The sequence below is a fragment of the Salmonella sp. SAL00672 genome, assembly GCF_046552175.1.
Classification (GTDB): Bacteria; Pseudomonadota; Gammaproteobacteria; order Enterobacterales; family Enterobacteriaceae; genus Salmonella; species Salmonella enterica.
The window spans coordinates 516,444-533,345 of sequence record NZ_JBGDUQ010000002.1 but is presented as its reverse complement, the minus strand read 5'-3'; the positions used below and the strand labels follow the sequence as shown (position 1 = coordinate 533,345).

The 16,902-nt window shown below is 48.0% G+C and carries 16 protein-coding genes and 4 pseudogenes; 9 read left to right on the top strand and 11 right to left on the bottom strand.

Features of this window, described 5'->3' with window-relative positions; genetic code table 11:
* Positions 1–6 precede the first annotated feature (6 nt).
* From invE to invF, 3 genes are read right to left on the bottom strand one after another with little or no spacing between them, the layout of a single operon-like run.
* The gene (gene invE / locus ACLJTG_RS08335) at positions 7–1,125 is read right to left on the bottom strand and encodes a type III secretion system gatekeeper InvE (protein ID WP_000612171.1); all 1,119 of its coding nucleotides are present in this window, start codon (positions 1,123–1,125) and stop codon (positions 7–9) included.
* Positions 1,122–2,810 (bottom strand): type III secretion system outer membrane ring protein InvG, encoded by a 1,689-nt coding sequence (gene invG / locus ACLJTG_RS08330; protein WP_000848101.1) that lies wholly within the window; start codon positions 2,808–2,810, stop codon positions 1,122–1,124. Before invG ends, invE begins: the two co-directional genes overlap by 4 nt.
* Positions 2,807–3,457, bottom strand: coding sequence for a type III secretion system transcriptional activator InvF (gene invF, locus ACLJTG_RS08325; RefSeq protein ID WP_001728903.1), 651 nt, complete (start codon positions 3,455–3,457; stop codon positions 2,807–2,809). Before invF ends, invG begins: the two co-directional genes overlap by 4 nt.
* Positions 3,458–3,912: 455 nt before the next feature.
* Here invF and invH point away from each other — a divergent pair, with 455 nt between their 5' ends.
* From invH to ACLJTG_RS08310, 3 genes are all read left to right on the top strand, one after another.
* A complete protein-coding gene (gene invH, locus ACLJTG_RS08320) occupies positions 3,913–4,356 on the top strand; it encodes an SPI-1 type III secretion system invasion lipoprotein InvH (protein ID WP_000715099.1) in 444 nt (147 codons plus the stop codon).
* Positions 4,357–4,787: 431 nt separating this feature from the next.
* Positions 4,788–5,237, top strand: coding sequence for an STM2901 family protein (locus ACLJTG_RS08315; protein ID WP_000381617.1), 450 nt, complete (start codon positions 4,788–4,790; stop codon positions 5,235–5,237).
* Positions 5,222–5,569, top strand: coding sequence for a DUF1493 family protein (locus tag ACLJTG_RS08310; protein WP_001669174.1), 348 nt, complete (start codon positions 5,222–5,224; stop codon positions 5,567–5,569). Before ACLJTG_RS08315 ends, ACLJTG_RS08310 begins: the two co-directional genes overlap by 16 nt.
* A gap of 272 nt (positions 5,570–5,841) precedes the next feature.
* Here ACLJTG_RS08310 and ACLJTG_RS08305 read toward each other — a convergent pair whose 3' ends face one another.
* Positions 5,842–6,168, bottom strand: coding sequence for a hypothetical protein (locus ACLJTG_RS08305; protein WP_000393300.1), 327 nt, complete (start codon positions 6,166–6,168; stop codon positions 5,842–5,844).
* A 240-nt stretch (positions 6,169–6,408) separates the two neighbouring features.
* Between ACLJTG_RS08305 and ACLJTG_RS08300 the strand changes: the two are divergent.
* The 3 genes and pseudogenes from ACLJTG_RS08300 to ACLJTG_RS08290 all read left to right on the top strand — a co-directional run.
* A pseudogene (locus ACLJTG_RS08300) lies at positions 6,409–6,598 on the top strand (IS3 family transposase); the annotation flags it as partial.
* A gap of 269 nt (positions 6,599–6,867) precedes the next feature.
* Positions 6,868–7,158 carry a DUF1778 domain-containing protein gene (locus ACLJTG_RS08295; protein ID WP_000855694.1) on the top strand — a complete coding sequence of 97 codons (291 nt, stop codon included), beginning with the start codon at positions 6,868–6,870 and terminating at the stop codon, positions 7,156–7,158.
* On the top strand, positions 7,155–7,682 hold the full coding sequence (locus tag ACLJTG_RS08290) for a GNAT family N-acetyltransferase (protein WP_000971655.1): 528 nt from the start codon (positions 7,155–7,157) through the stop codon (positions 7,680–7,682). Before ACLJTG_RS08295 ends, ACLJTG_RS08290 begins: the two co-directional genes overlap by 4 nt.
* Positions 7,683–7,754: 72 nt before the next feature.
* Here ACLJTG_RS08290 and ACLJTG_RS08285 read toward each other — a convergent pair.
* Positions 7,755–8,178, bottom strand: a pseudogene (locus ACLJTG_RS08285) (transposase); the annotation flags it as partial.
* A 226-nt stretch (positions 8,179–8,404) separates the two neighbouring features.
* Here ACLJTG_RS08285 and pphB point away from each other — a divergent pair.
* The gene (gene pphB, locus ACLJTG_RS08280) at positions 8,405–9,061 is read left to right on the top strand and encodes a protein-serine/threonine phosphatase (protein WP_000420452.1); all 657 of its coding nucleotides are present in this window, start codon (positions 8,405–8,407) and stop codon (positions 9,059–9,061) included.
* A gap of 244 nt (positions 9,062–9,305) precedes the next feature.
* Here the strand turns inward: pphB and ACLJTG_RS08275 are convergent, their stop codons facing one another.
* The 4 genes and pseudogenes from ACLJTG_RS08275 to ACLJTG_RS08260 all read right to left on the bottom strand — a co-directional run.
* Complete coding sequence (locus tag ACLJTG_RS08275; protein ID WP_023234657.1) at positions 9,306–9,800, bottom strand: hypothetical protein; 495 nt, start codon at positions 9,798–9,800, stop codon at positions 9,306–9,308.
* Between the two features lie 26 nt (positions 9,801–9,826).
* Positions 9,827–10,495, bottom strand: a complete 669-nt coding sequence (locus ACLJTG_RS08270) for a hypothetical protein (RefSeq protein ID WP_000445914.1) — start codon at positions 10,493–10,495, stop codon at positions 9,827–9,829.
* Positions 10,496–10,651: 156 nt separating this feature from the next.
* Positions 10,652–10,870: pseudogene (locus ACLJTG_RS08265) on the bottom strand (hypothetical protein); the annotation flags it as partial.
* Positions 10,871–11,080: 210 nt separating this feature from the next.
* Positions 11,081–11,479: pseudogene (locus ACLJTG_RS08260) on the bottom strand (cytoplasmic protein); the annotation flags it as partial.
* 158 nt (positions 11,480–11,637) lie between these two features.
* Here ACLJTG_RS08260 and mutS point away from each other — a divergent pair.
* Positions 11,638–14,205 (top strand): DNA mismatch repair protein MutS, encoded by a 2,568-nt coding sequence (gene mutS, locus ACLJTG_RS08255; RefSeq protein ID WP_079951080.1) that lies wholly within the window; start codon positions 11,638–11,640, stop codon positions 14,203–14,205.
* A gap of 55 nt (positions 14,206–14,260) precedes the next feature.
* On the opposite strand, the gene ACLJTG_RS08250 is transcribed toward mutS, so the two are convergent.
* A complete protein-coding gene (locus ACLJTG_RS08250) occupies positions 14,261–14,641 on the bottom strand; it encodes a DUF4440 domain-containing protein (RefSeq protein WP_001070459.1) in 381 nt (126 codons plus the stop codon).
* Positions 14,638–15,846, bottom strand: coding sequence for an MFS transporter (locus ACLJTG_RS08245; RefSeq protein WP_000222407.1), 1,209 nt, complete (start codon positions 15,844–15,846; stop codon positions 14,638–14,640). Before ACLJTG_RS08245 ends, ACLJTG_RS08250 begins: the two co-directional genes overlap by 4 nt.
* A gap of 87 nt (positions 15,847–15,933) precedes the next feature.
* Here ACLJTG_RS08245 and ACLJTG_RS08240 point away from each other — a divergent pair, with 87 nt between their 5' ends.
* Positions 15,934–16,866 (top strand): LysR family transcriptional regulator, encoded by a 933-nt coding sequence (locus ACLJTG_RS08240; RefSeq protein ID WP_072102872.1) that lies wholly within the window; start codon positions 15,934–15,936, stop codon positions 16,864–16,866.
* Positions 16,867–16,902: the final 36 nt, after the last annotated feature.

Sequence of the window (16,902 nt, the reverse complement as noted above, 5' to 3'; positions counted from 1 at the left end):
ATTAAATTAAGACAGCTTTTCAATAGTACGACGCTGTTCTGCCATTTCATGCTTGTAGGCAATATCGGTCATACTACGTAACGCCATTAACAATTCTTCCTGCCAATATTCTTCATAAAAGAGTGAAGAGGGTATGGCTTTACATACTTGATAAAATATCTGCAAAAAGGATGCATGTTCTTTATGACTAAGCAATAACGCATTCAAACCTATAATATCGGCTAACAGCGAATCCACTTCATGTGGCTGTTGCAATAGCGAAAGCATCAGTAGTAACCACGACGACTCCTCCGCATTAAACGCTTTGGTAAACGAATACGACAACAATGTACTCACAAACAGTAGGTCAGCGGAGCGCAACATTTTAAGTTGCGTCAGGCGTCGTAAAAGCTGGCCAAACTCCAGGCGCGAACAACTGGCGTCATTCGCGTCAATATCGGTTAATAGCGAACCCTCAATAAAATCCAGTACCACCAGTCGACGTTGATAGCCATAACTGGCTATCCAGTCAGAGTAAATCTCCACTTCATGTGATTCACTCTGGATAAATTGCCGATAGCTGGCGCGCAATAAGCCTGGTTTTAACGATAATGTTTTCCCAAAAAGCCGGGCCTTCAACGCACAATTAATCCCTGCCTTGAGGGTCTTCGGATCGGTTTGCTCTTCAACGTGCTTAAGTAACGACTCCAGCTTTTTCCGCACGATCTCTTCCAGATCTTTACGACGAAGCAATTCGCGTAACACAAGGACTAAATCACTGGGGTCAGGAAATAAGCTACGCGCCTGACGTAAAAAATCTTCTAACGCGCCGCCATGTACGCTAATTAGCTTTAAGATTTGCTTCGCCTTCGGTAAAGCCTCATCTTCCAGCACGCGTTCAAAACTGTTAGATAAATTACTGGATTTTTTTTCATAATCGCGACGGTTACGAAATTGCGCCAGCGCCGCTGACATTTCGTCCGTCGACTGGACAAATTTTTGTACTTCCGCCCCTGGAGACGAATCCTCTGCGGCCTGTTGTATTTCCGCCTGTTGCGCATCAGTATGCTGGGTCGCATCCTGATGAGATGTCTGCCGGGACAATATTCTGGAAAATGAAATACCGGAGGTTGAGCCAGGAATCATTTAATTGCCTCCTGACCTCTATCCAGATAAACACGAACCCATTTCTGTAACTTATCGTCCCCACTCCAGGCACCGCTTTGCTTCAGAATATTGTTTACCGATTCGCTGGCATCCGGCGTTAACGGGTCGACAATTTCTTTTGGTTCAATCATGAACACACGAACAACATTACTTTTATTCTTACTGGAATAGCGGAACAGGCTACCAATAAGCGGTAATTTGCCTAAAAACGGAATACTTTGGACAGTATCGGTATTTGCATCCCGTGTATAACCCCCGACCAGCAAACTTTTTCCGTGCGGCACTCTCGCAATAGTGCTAATTAACGTTCGCCCGACTTCGGGTAACGCATCTACGGAGGTGGTAGTATCGGATTGCGGCGTCTTATCGTTGCCATCTTCAATGTCCAGCGACATTTCTATCTGACCATCTGCGGAAAAACGGGGCAGCACTCGGATCATTGTTCCGTATGTTACATGCTCAAGCGCCACATTACGTTCCCCAATCAGCTTGGTGTAAAACGTTCTGTTGTTATCAAAAATAGCGGGAACATTTTCCTGGGTCAGTAATACCGGGCGTGAAACCACCGTCGCCTGTTTCTTCTCTTCTAACGCATTGACCGCGGCGATGAATCGACTGCCATCGAGGGTACTTATTGAAGACTGGTTTAATGACACGCCAAGTTTGTCCCCAATAGTAATGCTGCCGCTCCATGAAGTGCCCAAACGCTCCAGATCGCTTTTATTAAGATCGACAATCCACAGGGATAATTCTACGTGACGTTTGGCGACATCCAGCGCTTTAACCAGCATTTCGATAAAATGCACCTGCTCAGCCGTTCCCTTTACTAACAAACTGTTGGTATCCGGATAGGCCACGATTTTAATATTGCCCGCCGCGGCATTTTGCTTTAAAGCTTCCTGCAGACTCATGCCACCGGCATAATTTGCTGCTTTACCTTTTTCTCCATTCGCTGAAAACGCTGGCATCGCCGGGGGTTCGCTACTGACAATATTACCTAAAGGTTGCTCTTCTCCCTGCAACAACCTTTCAATGGCCGTGGCAATACCGGGGATAACCATTTTCTGATCGCGCAGATTATAGGTACGATCGCCCACGAAGGTATTGTTCAGACGCATCACCCCTATTTTCTGACGTCCCAGCTCAATACCATCGTTTTGCTTGTCCATCATGGTGGCGGCGTTGACCACCATATCAACATAGACGGGTGGCCCTGAAACATAGAATGTTCCTTTACGGTTATCGCCACGTAGCGGGTAATTTTTGTTATATAAACCTGAGCGTTTTAGAAAATTGTTGAACTCATTGAGTGAGACGTTGCGTAAAGAAACCACGGCATTGCGCATTTCACTGGCGTCATAAATATAGATAGCCTGCCCATCGAAATACCAAATCAGCCCCAGTTGTAGGGAAAGCTTCTCCAGTAATGCGTTAGGATCGTGAAACTCAAAGTTGCCCGTAATTTTTTTTCGTGCCGCCATTTTGCTAACAATGACAGGCTCCTTTAGCTGTAGCGCCATGGCATCGAAAAATGTCCGCAGGCTATCGTCTTTCGCAACAAACCCACTTCCCGTTACAGGTATTTTTTCACTAGAATAACCAGGTGCAACCAGAACAAGAGCGGCACATGCCAGCACTCTGGCCAAAAGAATATGTGTCTTCATTTGTCTGCCAATTGAATAATATTTGATAATTTCCGCGGCGAAACGCCGATCAGCTCTTTGATCTCACTAGAAAAATGTGAAGGCGATGAGTAACCATGATTAACGGCTAATTGGGTGATGTTCTCGTGGCCTTCTACACTATTCAGCAGCGATTGCGCCATACGCCAGTTTCGTAATTCACTCTTCGCTTTTCCGCCCAACGCTCTGCTGCACAAACGACGAAAATGGGTATAAGAAACGCCATAGTCTTCTCCCAGCATTCTCATCGTGTTGCCGCTGGTTGACTGAGCGAGTAAATAGCCAACCAACCAGTAACTCTCGCTTTTTCGTAACAGCGCCAGTACCTTATTGAAGGCCGGAGAAGGCGTAATAATTTGCTGCAAAAACCAGTACTCGCAGCGTTTACGATCTTGCCAAATAGCGCGAAACTCGGGACTCAGCAAAACCCATTTATCGGATTCAGCATATGTCGTGTCCACTAACCCTGCGCCATCGATAAATGCCAGTAATTTGCTGAGTACTTCAATTTTTAACGGTCGAAAAACCAGGTCTCCTGATACTGGTGCGACAACAGCCTGCTCGCAAAAAAGCAGCGCGCCTTCCTGAATCAGGCAGTTTTCATTGTGTCGGCCTTCAGAAAATGACATATGCAGCTTTTGCGCGGAACACGTCTGTATAAACCATGCTTCCGGGCTGCGGATTTTCCGCTTCTCTCCTTCTTTAAGTACTTCCTGCGTATTTAGCATAGTTGTCAGCACCAGTTAAAAATCATTTTAATATGTAAACAATACCGGGAGCGGGTGGCAAAATCCTGATGCAAACATTATGAAACTGATGCCACCCGCTAATTAAATTAGCCAACTTGCACAGCGCTCGCTGATTTAAAATAGAAAATCAGCTCATAGTATATAAATTCTGGCTTATTGTTCTACAGCCGCAAAAATTCAGATATTGTCATCGGGATGGAGAATTAATTATTTATATCAGGAGTTTTTTTTGCTAGCATTCCTGAAACGCATTCGCCCCTTATAACTATTGTCAGATAACGTTCTGGCGGTTGTGTAAAAACATTGCGCCTCATTCTTCTGTAGTTGGAGTTAATATGAAAAAATTTTATAGCTGTCTTCCTGTCTTTTTACTGATCGGCTGTGCCCAGGTGCCCCTCCCTTCCTCCGTGAGCAAACCGGTACAGCAACCTGGCGCTCAGAAAGAGCAACTGGCCAACGCAAATAGTATTGATGAGTGTCAGTCTCTTCCGTATGTGCCGTCAGACCTTGCGAAGAATAAATCATTATCAAACCAGAACGCTGATAATTCCGCATCAAAAAATAGCGCAATCAGCTCAAGCATTTTTTGCGAAAAATATAAACAAACCAAAGAGCAGGCGCTCACCTTCTTCCAGGAACATCCACAATACATGCGTTCGAAAGAAGATGAAGAGCAACTCATGACCGAATTTAAAAAAGTTTTGCTTGAACCCGGAAGTAAGAATTTAAGCATATATCAGACGTTACTTTCTGCCCATGAAAGACTGCAAGCCTTATAAGGCCATATCACCGTTGGCTGAACTCATCATGATATAATTAAGACCATATTTTGCATTGCCACTTAATATCAATATAATTATTATAGCTATGGTCACTTTTACGGTTGGCCATTTGTCTCTTACGTTGCATTTATCAATCTGCTTTTTGATACAGCAGCACCTCGCTGCTGCTTTTTTTATTGGCGATAAAGAACTGTCTTCCAGACTCGGGAAAATAGCCGAAACTTATACTGACAAACTATCGTCTCGTATATCGCGGTAAACTGACATCCCCCTCTTGCCCCACATGTTGGCATTCTTACGATACCCCATCCACTTTTCGCGGATAACGTTCTTTTTACCCGTGACAGCGTATTGACGACCAGGCTAGTATAGCGGCAGAAACGTCCCGATGCCTGGAATGAATGGCAAACAGTCTATAAGGTGATTGAATGGATACGACAGAAGAACTAAACGGAACCTACTTCTACCACGGACAATCGAACCTGTCAGCAGGTGAACTATTTGATGTAATTTTCCTTGAGCAATTTTGTGATGAACCTGGGATTGGCATTGAGTCAGGTGCTGCTATCCTCGCCGGGCAACCGTGGTTAAAAACCAGAACGAAACCGGGAGAGGCAATCAAAGGGACAAGTGTTATCTCCAGGTATGGGAGAATGCTTTTACGAAATGCACGAACTCCTTTTGGTATTAGAGTTCCTACACCCGTTGGTATAAGAATGCGAAAAACAAATAATCTTGCCGCAGTCATAGCACGATATGTTCCATGGTTAGGTTGGGTTGGTCTTGTGAATTCAATTTACCAGGTATCAAGGAGAACTCAGGCAAAATACAACCTAATAGCACGCCCTAAAGATCGTATACAATGGACATCCTTTTGATGGACACAATTCAGCAAGAGGTGTTAGCACTCTTCCGTGAAGAGATTCCCGGATATTTAGACAGCAATTGGAAAGAAATCCCATTAGAACTTGATTCTGATTTATTTGAAGCTCCAGGCGATGACCTGCATGAAGCTTTGGATAAATTTGAAAAAAAATTTAATGTAGATTTATCACAAGTTAAATGGTCGTGTTATTTCCCTTGGGAGAATACTCCACTGCTTACACGATGGTTTAAATTAAAACGGGAAGATGTAGAACGAACTCGTAAGCCTTTAACAATCAGAATGTTTTCTGAATCAGCGAAAGCTGGGAAATGGCTTTATGATTAATGAAAAATATGTCGAATTAATCAGGAGCTAATTACTATGAATTTTGTTAATCGATTAAAATTAAAAGTAGTAAATTTCATATACTTTTCAAATTAAAATAATGTGTTGTATCTACCTTTCGACCACCAGTAACTCTGACGCCATCCGTTTTAAATTGACCATTTGGTTCTGGTGGTATATCGCGAGTAGATATTTCTGAAGTACTTGACTATTCACTCTTTTTTAGCCTGCATGTATGGTGGCGACGATGCTGTTACATAGGTACCGGTATATTACCAAATTGATTCTGCCAGATATCCCGCCTCACGTAGAGCATTCATAATTTTATTCGCTAATTCATACTGATATTCATACGAGGTATTCTCCATGGAAAATACCGTTAATTCATATTTATAATACAGCCAACCATCATTCTCATTTATCAACTTAGGATTACAGTCATAATTTATTTCTATTGTAATCATTGTATTTTCGTATCTTAAATATAATAAGTTCACTTTTATTATGTCTGGAATCCCTTGGGATAAAAAATCAATTAACTCATATTTATCTAGATCAGACTCAACAACGATTGTGAATTCAGAGTTAACTTCTTCCATTATGGAACCTCAATATATGGGCCTCTATTAAACGGTGATGATTGTTTCATTACCGATACCTGTATTTTTGTTACATCATCCGGATGAAAGTGTAGGATATACATCCTCCCATATGCCACCTTCATCACCAGGGCCTAATGCACGCCGTTGAGCCTTTGTTGATTTTTAACCTTCTGATCTTACTCAGCAATAGTGGACACACAACTAAGTGAGTAAACGCTCAAGCAAGAGGTGACTCACATGACAAAACCAGCATCAACCACCAATAAGCCACGCAAGCAGCACACGCCTGAAAGCCCTGAAACTGGCGGAACGCATTGGGGTGGCCGCTGCCACCCGCGAGCTTAACCTGTATAAATCACAGATCTACAGCTGGCGAAGCAAACAGCAAACTCAGCTCTCTTCTTCTGAACGTGAGCAGAAGATGTCCGCCGCTTAGGGTTGTGTCCCTATTACGCGGGTAGGATCAATCAAGCAGTTACGGCAAAAAAGAGAATCATGAATATATTTAGCAAACTCCCTGATGATACGTAATCAGTGAGATTAAAGTAATGCAATCGCGATAAACCGAAGTTAATCCCCTGTTTAAAGACAGTGAACGACCTTCTTGCCATGCCTGGACTATATCAGCCTCATATGTACGCCTTGAAAGCGTACATATATGTATTATAATTGTACATATTGTTCATAAACAGGAGGATGAAAACCATGCCTCAGATAGCTATAGAATCTAACGAAAGGCTGTCGTTGCGTGTATCGACGGATGCCAAAAAGTTGATAGTCCGCGCTGCGGCAATCCAGCAAACCAACCTGACGGATTTTGTGGTCAGTAACGTACTACCTGTCGCACAGAAGATTGTTGATGCCGCCGAACGGGTATATCTGACGGAGCGCGATACTCAAATGATCATGGAAATTTTAGATAACCCGCCAGCGCCGAATGAAAAGCTTCTTGCCGCTGCTTTCGCCCTGCCGGACATGAAGAAATGATGTTTACAGACTGGCATGAGGCCGCGATAGGGAAAACCCACAATCGAATGAATTTTGATTGTGGGGATGCCGATCTGAACCAATTCCTGCAACGCCATGCACGACAAAATCATGAGAAAGGGACAACGAAAACCTATGTTGCACTTGATAATTCGGATGTTACACGTATCCACGGCTTTTACTCAGTCAGTCCTGCATCACTGATATATGCACAGGTTCCCGGCGCAATCAGCAAAGGATTAGGGAGATACGATGTGCCAGTGTTTCGTCTGGGTCGTTTAGCCGTAGACAAATCTATGCAGGGGCAAGGGCTGGGAGCACAACTTTTGTTATCTGCCGGAAAGCGTTGCATACAGGCGGCTTTGCAGGTCGGTGGCGTAGCCCTGCTTATTGATGCCAAAAATAAACAGGTCTGCGACTGGTACAAAGGATTTGGCGCAGTACCATTAAACGATCAACCCCTTTCCTTGTTGCTGTCGTTTAAAACGCTTTATGCTGCTTTATCTGCATCTGGTAGGTTATGACAACATGAGGCTTTGTTGAATAATTCAGAATCGGCCAACGATAAGGATACAGGACTCCCACCGGAGCACTCGTTATACGGGCCTGACGCTGGTCGGCATTGCTAACAACGTCATCCGGTTCAGCGCGTTGACCATCGCCATCGCTTCACCCACCTGCGCACCATAGTTCCGCAGGCTCAGATGGCCGCCCAGCAAGGTTTTGATACGGAACATGACCGTTTCCGCTACTGAACGACGGTGATAGCCACTTTCTTTTCCAGACCTCATTGCTGCCGCTCCGATGTTGATTCGCCACCGCGTGGTTACGCTCATGGTACTTGCCCGGCCAGTATCGCGCACCGCTTCGTGGCGGGATTAGCGGCCTGATTTTTTTCCTCAATAACACATCATGGCAATAGCGCGTGTCATAAGCGCCGTCAGCCGAGGCTTCCCTGATTTTACGGTGAGTCTGGCTAATCAGCCCCGGCAGTGCCTGCGCATCTGTCGTGCCGCTGAGCGGGAAAGTATGCCTTTGCAATTAATCAGGAAAGTGTTGCGCGAGAAATAGTGCATCTTTCAAGCACATCGTCTACTTTAATTAACCGATTCATAAAATATATATTCTCTGTTCATTTCTAGCTTGTAGGCTATTTTAATAACTGTGTATTTTAAAGAATAAAAATTAATATTACCCTACTTCTTTGTTATAATACCAGCCTCCAAAATTGTGCTATAGGAACATCATGGAATTAATCCGTTATGCTGACATCAACAGCGATCTCTATCGCCACATTTGGGTCGTTGGTGATATTCATGGATGTTACTCCTTATTGTTAACCAGACTGGCTCAATTAAATTTCTCTCCTGATACCGATCTCTTGATCTCTACTGGAGATAACATTGATCGAGGAAAAGAAAACCTTGAAACACTGAGACTGTTAAATACCCCATGGTTTATTTCTGTAGTGGGTAATCATGAAGCTATGGCGCTTGACGCTTTTGAAACACAGGATGGCAATTTCTGGTATGTAAACGGTGGTTACTGGTACGACTCGGTCACCGAAAAAGACAGGCAAGAAGCCACTGAGCTATTACTAACTTTTAAGCAGCGTCCTCACATCATAGAGGTTGAAACGTCCTCAAAGAAGTACGTGATTGCCCATGCCGATTATCCAGATGACAGCTACGATTATGGGAAGCAAGTTGATATTGATAGCGTTCTATGGTCACGCGATCGTCTGCTTGGTTCGTTACAGGGGAATATCCATCCAATACGCGGTGCGGATACTTTTATCTTCGGCCATATGATTGTTGACTACACAACAACATTCGCCAATCAAATCTACATTGACACCGGTTCTTTCTGTTCAGGCAATCTGTCTTTTTTTAAAATAAAGTAATCTGGAAATAGAATTATATAATATACGCAACGATAGCGTTACTTTATTTTGTATTCTGAGGATATATATTCAAACATAGAATTCTATCATAGCATATTAACCCTCCCTGCATTATGGGCAATGATATAACCTTCAATAAGTACCATTGCCCATTCGTAATAGCGTCTAAATTTCGCGTTTTTCTGCCCATTTCAGCATTAAGATCGCAGGCCAAAAAAACGAAGCCGTAATCCGACGCAGGTAGTTACCCGATCGCCTGAGACGAGTAAAGATCGCACATCTCCAGATACCTATCGGAAGAAAGCGCAATAACCGTGGTGGCGAAATTGATCGGCTTGCCTTCATGCAACACAATCTTAATACCGGCGGCGGCCGGGATGAAGTTAATGCTCTGTGAATGCCAGGTGTTTTCGGCGATATTTGTCCAGGCCGCGAATTTGCCATTACAGAAGCGAATACCTTCACGACTGATGGTGACTGCCGGCTTTGCCGCGCTTAAAAATGAGCGAGCCAGGCGCACAATAAATAACAGACTGCCGCAACAAATAAGCCCCATAAAGACGGCACCGCCAGTTTTGGGCTCCTCGGGATCGGTGGCCATACTCACCGCCAGCGCAATAAAAACTCCCATCATACAAATCCAGAACACAATACCAACCAACGTTTTAGATCTGGAATAATAGATATTGAACTCCACAGGCATGTTTTGCTGGCTGGTTTTTGATACGTACAGTTCCATTGATTCATCCTTGTATAAAAATGTCGTCAGGCGGGTAAACGCTGGGAAAGAAAGTTGAGCAGCAGCGGCTCATTGACGATAGTGGAGCGGTCGATTTTGCAGATCCGGCCCGTAGCGGTGCTAATCATCAGATAGCTCATTGAACTGCCAGCCCCCTCCTCGCGCTGGGTGCGAATACTGGCGATCTGCGCATACGGCACCGCCCGGTTTTTGTGTTCAAGCCGATCCGCCAGCGCGGTCACTTTGCCGAATTTAAGACGTCCATCGGCGGCGAGGCGCGCCCCCAGCGCAGAACCGTGTCGCCGGACAAGTTCAGCAGCCAGTCGGTCGTAAATTCCGTTGCCATCGTTCCAGAAATCAAGGTAGATGACGTACTTCTTGCCGCCACTGTGGCGCAAGATGAGTTTGTCGGATTGGTGGAGCAGACGCATTGATTCAAGCGCATCGTAATGGATAACACGATGCCCGGCCTGCAACGCGGTTTCGGTTAACGTCATCCTCCGCGGCGTAAACAGAAACAGAACTGTGACGCTGAATTTCCAGATGATAAACAACAGGCCCACCAGTAGCGATATACCGGAAAGCCGATAATTCACGGTGGCTGTTGCTATGCTGAGAATAAAAAAACCGATCCCGATAGCAAACCATTTCAGCTCCGAAAGCGAAAGATGCCGGGTGTATTGACGACTTTCCATGATGGTATGGTATCCCTGATTTTACTGTCGGCGTATTACGTCAGGTTGAGTAAGGAAGCTATATCCGTTATGTTTTAGGTTATATACACTTCATCCTTCAGGCTGCCGGAGCAACTATTGTACGCTCCCGGAGATTAATGAGAGACATCCTGCCTCTCACCGAAGACCAACCACAAGCCTATACACCATTCGGTGTAAATGCCTTTCTCGGAAGTGAACGTCCAGGCGGCTACCGAACCCGAGCGTGATAATAAAGCGACTCGTTGTCATGAGCCAGTCCCTTAGCGACATTGTCCATTTTCGGATGTCGGCCTGAATTGCCAGTCACACAACCTTTTTCACTGACTCGTCCGTCGGAAACACCGTACGCTTTTGATAGCATGTTGGTTATCTATGCCGGAAATGCGAGTCTGGTTTTTCTTCAGCAGACGATCGAACGGGCTGAGATCTTCAGGTATTTTGAGATTTTGGCCAGTTCATTAGCCAGAGCCTGCAACTCTTTTTCGTCCATAAAGCAACCAGCTTTTGATGTTGAATCGAACATATCAAAATCAGGTAATTACACAATTTTAATTACAGTCTCATTTTGAGTTTGGAAGCATCCGTTTCCCTCTTAATTTTGTTGGGATTTCTCTTTGTTGCGAGCATGGTCTGAACTAATTGCCTGGCTACTTGCCTTGTTTCGTCAATATTTGGAAAATCGAACACATTTCCAACTTTTACTTTCAAGACAGAACTTGGCTTCCTACCCTCACTGACATTACGATCTGACGAGGCTACTCTTCGCTGGATTACGTAGGTTTTTTTCGTCAAACTGGCTTTTACCCCGAAACCAGCAGGAGCTTGTCTGTGGTCATCGAAAACAATGTAGAGTTTTTGAGCTGGGTTAGCTTCGAAAACGATTTTTCCAGAGCGACTGAGTGCAGGCTTAACATTGATACTTAACTTGTTGATAATGAAAGGCTGGCTGAGAGTTGTTTTCAAAGTATCACCCCTGTTGTAGTCCAGGAATGATGAGAATGTAACCTGTCACATTTTAGGCTACAGGTGAGCTACAAATTTATGGGTTTATGTGAGTTTATAAGGGTTTTACCCGGGGCCACATGAGCACTTGAAAGAATAAAAAAACGAGTAAAATCAATATGAATGAGTCATTTGATAAGGACTTCTCCAACCACACACCCATGATGCAGCAGTATCTCAAGCTGAAAGCCCAGCATCCGGAGATCCTGCTCTTTTATCGTATGGGAGACTTTTACGAGCTGTTTTATGACGACGCAAAGCGTGCGTCGCAGTTGCTCGATATTTCGCTGACCAAACGCGGCGCATCGGCTGGCGAACCTATCCCTATGGCGGGTATCCCGCACCACGCCGTCGAAAACTACCTCGCGAAACTGGTCAATCAGGGCGAATCCGTCGCTATTTGCGAACAGATTGGCGATCCGGCCACCAGCAAAGGTCCCGTTGAACGTAAGGTCGTGCGTATCGTTACGCCTGGCACCATCAGCGATGAAGCCCTGTTACAGGAGCGTCAGGATAACCTGCTGGCGGCTATCTGGCAGGATGGTAAAGGCTACGGTTACGCCACGCTGGATATCAGCTCCGGGCGCTTTCGGCTGAGCGAACCCGCCGATCGTGAAACGATGGCCGCAGAGCTGCAGCGCACCAATCCCGCCGAACTGTTGTATGCCGAAGATTTTGCTGAAATGGCGTTAATAGAGGGACGCCGGGGTCTGCGCCGTCGCCCGTTGTGGGAGTTTGAGATTGATACCGCCCGCCAGCAGTTAAATCTGCAATTCGGTACGCGGGATCTGGTCGGTTTCGGCGTCGAAAATGCCTCGCGTGGATTATGTGCGGCAGGCTGCCTGTTACAGTACGCAAAAGATACCCAGCGCACCTCCCTGCCGCATATTCGTTCCATTACGATGGAACGCCAGCAGGACAGCATCATTATGGATGCCGCGACCCGCCGCAATCTGGAAATTACCCAAAACCTGGCCGGTGGTGTCGAAAATACCCTCGCCGCGGTGCTTGACTGTACCGTGACGCCAATGGGTAGCCGAATGCTTAAACGCTGGCTGCATATGCCGGTACGAAATACCGACATATTGCGTGAACGCCAGCAGACCATCGGCGCCTTGCAGGACACCGTCAGCGAACTGCAACCGGTGCTGCGTCAGGTCGGCGATCTGGAGCGTATCCTTGCGCGTCTGGCGCTGCGCACCGCGCGTCCGCGCGATCTCGCCCGAATGCGTCACGCCTTCCAGCAGTTGCCGGAATTGCACGCTCAGCTTGAAACCGTTGACAGCGCGCCGGTACAGACGTTGCGTAAAAAAATGGGCGATTTCGCCGAACTGCGCGACCTCCTGGAACGCGCCATTATTGACGCGCCGCCGGTACTGGTCCGCGACGGCGGCGTTATTGCGCCCGGCTACCATGAAGAGCTGGACGAATGGCGCGCGCTGGCGGACGGCGCCACCGATTATCTCGATCGTCTGGAAATTCGCGAGCGCGAGCGTACCGGGCTGGATACGCTGAAAGTCGGCTATAACGCGGTACATGGTTATTACATTCAGATTAGCCGTGGTCAAAGCCATTTGGCGCCCATCAATTATGTGCGTCGCCAGACGCTGAAAAATGCCGAACGCTACATTATTCCTGAGCTAAAAGAGTACGAAGATAAAGTTCTGACCTCGAAAGGCAAAGCGCTGGCGCTGGAAAAACAGCTATATGACGAATTGTTTGATCTGCTGTTGCCGCATCTGGCCGATTTACAGCAGAGCGCCAACGCGCTGGCGGAGCTGGATGTGCTGGTTAACCTGGCCGAACGCGCCTGGACGCTGAATTACACCTGCCCGACATTTACCGATAAACCCGGTATCCGTATTACCGAAGGTCGCCACCCGGTGGTTGAACAGGTACTGAATGAGCCGTTTATCGCTAACCCGCTCAACCTGTCGCCGCAGCGCCGGATGTTGATCATTACCGGCCCCAATATGGGCGGTAAAAGTACCTATATGCGGCAAACGGCATTGATCGCCCTGCTGGCCTATATCGGCAGTTACGTTCCGGCGCAAAACGTGGAAATCGGCCCCATCGACCGTATTTTTACCCGCGTCGGCGCAGCGGATGACCTGGCCTCCGGGCGTTCGACCTTTATGGTGGAGATGACCGAAACCGCGAACATTCTGCATAATGCCACGGAAAACAGTCTGGTATTGATGGATGAAATCGGGCGCGGTACCTCCACGTATGACGGGCTGTCGTTGGCCTGGGCCTGCGCGGAGAATCTCGCGAATAAGATTAAAGCGTTAACGCTGTTCGCTACCCACTACTTCGAGCTGACCCAATTACCGGAGAAAATGGAAGGCGTGGCGAACGTCCACCTGGATGCGCTGGAACACGGCGATACTATCGCGTTTATGCACAGCGTGCAGGACGGCGCGGCAAGTAAGAGCTATGGCCTGGCGGTCGCGGCGCTTGCGGGCGTCCCTAAAGAAGTCATCAAACGCGCGCGCCAAAAACTCCGCGAGCTGGAGAGCATCTCGTCCAATGCGGCGGCAACGCAGGTGGACGGCACGCAAATGTCGTTGCTTGCGGCCCCGGAGGAGACATCGCCTGCCGTTGAAGCGCTGGAAAATCTCGATCCGGACTCTCTGACGCCACGCCAGGCGCTGGAGTGGATCTATCGGCTGAAAAGTCTGGTGTAAACGTGTCAGACCCGATAGCACCGCGCTATCGGGTCCACGTCCCGGAACAGGCTTTTCAGGCTGTGACTGTCGTTTCATGTAAATGACGCCAGACTATCCGTCCTCTTTCCCTTTTTAAAATGACCGTCGACCAGCGTACCGTCTCGGCCTGGCCCGGCAGTTGCTGGCGCTCACGATAACGCAGCGCGGCGCCTTCCGGCCACTCCGCCACAAGGTCAATGTGCTCAACCACGATAACCAGCCCCGGGCGACACCCGCGCTGCGCCTGGAAAAAAGCGCCCAGCGCCGGATAATCCAGACAAACACCGCCTGGGGTTATCATCGTAAAATCAGCAGCGAAACGCGCTATCAACGCCTCCAGGCTCCCCATCCCCTTGCTAAGCCAGTTCTCAATCGCCGCATGGGCGTGAATAATTTCATCTTTATATGGATTCATGATCTTTCCTTTTTCAGGCACAGAAGTGCTTGTCTATTGTTTAGACAGACAGCGTAAATAAGGGGCAGCAGGGTGATACCGGCGGCGGCAATAAAGGTCCAGCGATAAGCAACCTCAAGCGACATAACGCGCTGGAGCGCATTTAACAGCAGCGTCAACAGCGTCGCGCCAAGGAAAAAGCTGATCTGACGATTAAGATTCCATAGCGCGCTGGCGTCAGGCATGTCCCGGCGAGCAATAGTCAGGAAAGCGCCACTCTGCGCGGTACTGCTGCACAAACTGCCGCCAGCGCCCATTAAGGCGAATATCATCATCAGTACACGGTGCGATGTCGCAGGAGTAACGTTAGTTAAAAGCAGTATCCCTGCGGCCTGAAGAAGACAGCCGACGATAATCAGCGGACGCGGCCCAAGCCGATTGAAGTAACGTCCGGTAAGCATAATGGCGACAAATGAAGCGATCGACCAGGGGAGCATCAGCGACCCCGCCGCCGCAGGCGATAGCTGGGCGACGTTCTGTAGATAAAACATCCCGACCACGCTGATACCAATGAACATACCCGGTACGCACAGATAGACGATCATGGCAAAACGCAGCAGCCTGTCCGTCAACAACGGCAGATGGAGTAATCTTGCTGACGCCATTGTCGTCGACGCGACGTTCAGCCAACGATAAGCGAGCAATAAGGTGAGAACGGCCACCGGCAGCGTGGCAAAGAATATCCAGCGCCAGCCGCACGTTTCCACCAGCAGCCCGCCAATCGCAGGCGAACATGCCGGCGCCAGTAGCGCCACCATCATGACAACCGATGACACGCCAGCGCGTTCATGCGGTTTAAACTGTTGCCAGGTTAACGCCTGACCAACCGGGATCAATAAGCCACCGCCCGCCCCCTGCACAATACGCCAGAAAACAAGGCTGTGTAAGGAATCGGCAAAACCTGCGGCAGCGGCGGCAACGCTAAACAGAATGAGCGAAAATATAATCAGCCGTCGTGCGCCGAGATAACGCGAAAGAAACGCGCTAAACGGAACGATCAGCGTTAATCCTGCGATATAACCGTTACTCACCCATGCCAGCGCCGATATGGACGTATGCAGATCCACGGACATCGCAGGAAAAGCCACGCTGGCAATAAACAGATTAATCAGATCAAGAAAGAAGCCGAGCAGGTAAACCACTGCCACTTTACTGCGATACGTCATTATGCATCCTCCGTCAGAGGCGCTAATGTAGCCGTCCGGAGAAAGCCAGATAAGTCCGCGCTTCAACGATATACTGTCAAAATAATTTTGACAGTAAAGGAGCTCGCCATGCTCAATTTGCAGCGTATGTCGCTGTTTATCGCCGTGGTAGATAGCGGCAGCTTCACGGCCGCCGCCGCCGCATCGGGCCAAACAAAAGCAGTAGTGAGTTTTAATATTCGGCAGCTTGAAAAAGAGCTTGGCGTAACGTTATTGCTACGTTCCACCCGACGACTGACGCTCACAGACGCCGGCGTCCTCTTTTACCAAAAAGGCGTGAATTTACTCAACGCAGCGAAAAATTTGCAGGATGAAGTGCGTGCCAGCCATAGTGGGCTGGGCGGCGAGTTACGTATTACCACTACGCCCGAGTTTGGCGAACAGGTGGTCATTCCGGTACTGGCGCAGTTTAGTCAGCGCCATCCCGATCTCCGTATTCGGCATATGTCCTCATCACATCATGCCGATTTAATTGCCGAGCGCTTTGATGTGGCGATTCGGCTTGGCTCGCTGGCGGACTCCCGCTATCGCGCCGCGCTGATATCCCGCTTTACCATTCTGCCGGTCGCCGCGCCGCAGTGGCTCGCCCGCCACCCCGTGTCGTCACTGGAGTCGTTGGCCCAGGCGGAATGGATTATTCATGAGCGATTACCTACGCCGCTACGGTGGACAGTAACGAATAATCATGGCCAACACTCACGCCTGGAGATAAGCAAAGCCGGCAAAATTTCTGTCGACAGCGCTCGCTCGCTGATGGCCTTCGCTCTCGCGGGAAGCGGCGTCGCATTACTGCCGCAATGGTTAGTCAACACCGCACTGGAGGATGGAACGTTAATTCACCTGTTACCCGACTATCATTTTCCCCGTCAGGGCATTTATGCCGTTTATCCGGACGCCCGCCATGTATCGACAAAAGTACGCGCATTTATTGATTTTTTACGTTCGCAATGGGATTGCGGGGAGCACGCCCCATCATTGTAGCCAGTCCGGGAGCATTGCGCTCCCGGACGGATAATA

Excerpts from the sequence above, each read along its gene's own strand:
- invE (WP_000612171.1), bottom strand. The coding sequence starts at position 1,125 with ATGATTCCTGGCTCAACCTCCGGTATTTCATTTTCCAGAATATTGTCC.
- invG (WP_000848101.1), bottom strand. The coding sequence starts at position 2,810 with ATGAAGACACATATTCTTTTGGCCAGAGTGCTGGCATGTGCCGCTCTT.
- invF (WP_001728903.1), bottom strand. The coding sequence starts at position 3,457 with ATGTCATTTTCTGAAGGCCGACACAATGAAAACTGCCTGATTCAGGAA.
- invH (WP_000715099.1), top strand. The coding sequence starts at position 3,913 with ATGAAAAAATTTTATAGCTGTCTTCCTGTCTTTTTACTGATCGGCTGT.
- ACLJTG_RS08315 (WP_000381617.1), top strand. The coding sequence starts at position 4,788 with ATGGATACGACAGAAGAACTAAACGGAACCTACTTCTACCACGGACAA.
- ACLJTG_RS08310 (WP_001669174.1), top strand. The coding sequence starts at position 5,222 with ATGGACATCCTTTTGATGGACACAATTCAGCAAGAGGTGTTAGCACTC.
- ACLJTG_RS08305 (WP_000393300.1), bottom strand. The coding sequence starts at position 6,168 with ATGGAAGAAGTTAACTCTGAATTCACAATCGTTGTTGAGTCTGATCTA.
- ACLJTG_RS08295 (WP_000855694.1), top strand. The coding sequence starts at position 6,868 with ATGAAAACCATGCCTCAGATAGCTATAGAATCTAACGAAAGGCTGTCG.
- ACLJTG_RS08290 (WP_000971655.1), top strand. The coding sequence starts at position 7,155 with ATGATGTTTACAGACTGGCATGAGGCCGCGATAGGGAAAACCCACAAT.
- pphB (WP_000420452.1), top strand. The coding sequence starts at position 8,405 with ATGGAATTAATCCGTTATGCTGACATCAACAGCGATCTCTATCGCCAC.
- ACLJTG_RS08275 (WP_023234657.1), bottom strand. The coding sequence starts at position 9,800 with ATGGAACTGTACGTATCAAAAACCAGCCAGCAAAACATGCCTGTGGAG.
- ACLJTG_RS08270 (WP_000445914.1), bottom strand. The coding sequence starts at position 10,495 with ATGGAAAGTCGTCAATACACCCGGCATCTTTCGCTTTCGGAGCTGAAA.
- mutS (WP_079951080.1), top strand. The coding sequence starts at position 11,638 with ATGAATGAGTCATTTGATAAGGACTTCTCCAACCACACACCCATGATG.
- ACLJTG_RS08250 (WP_001070459.1), bottom strand. The coding sequence starts at position 14,641 with ATGAATCCATATAAAGATGAAATTATTCACGCCCATGCGGCGATTGAG.
- ACLJTG_RS08245 (WP_000222407.1), bottom strand. The coding sequence starts at position 15,846 with ATGACGTATCGCAGTAAAGTGGCAGTGGTTTACCTGCTCGGCTTCTTT.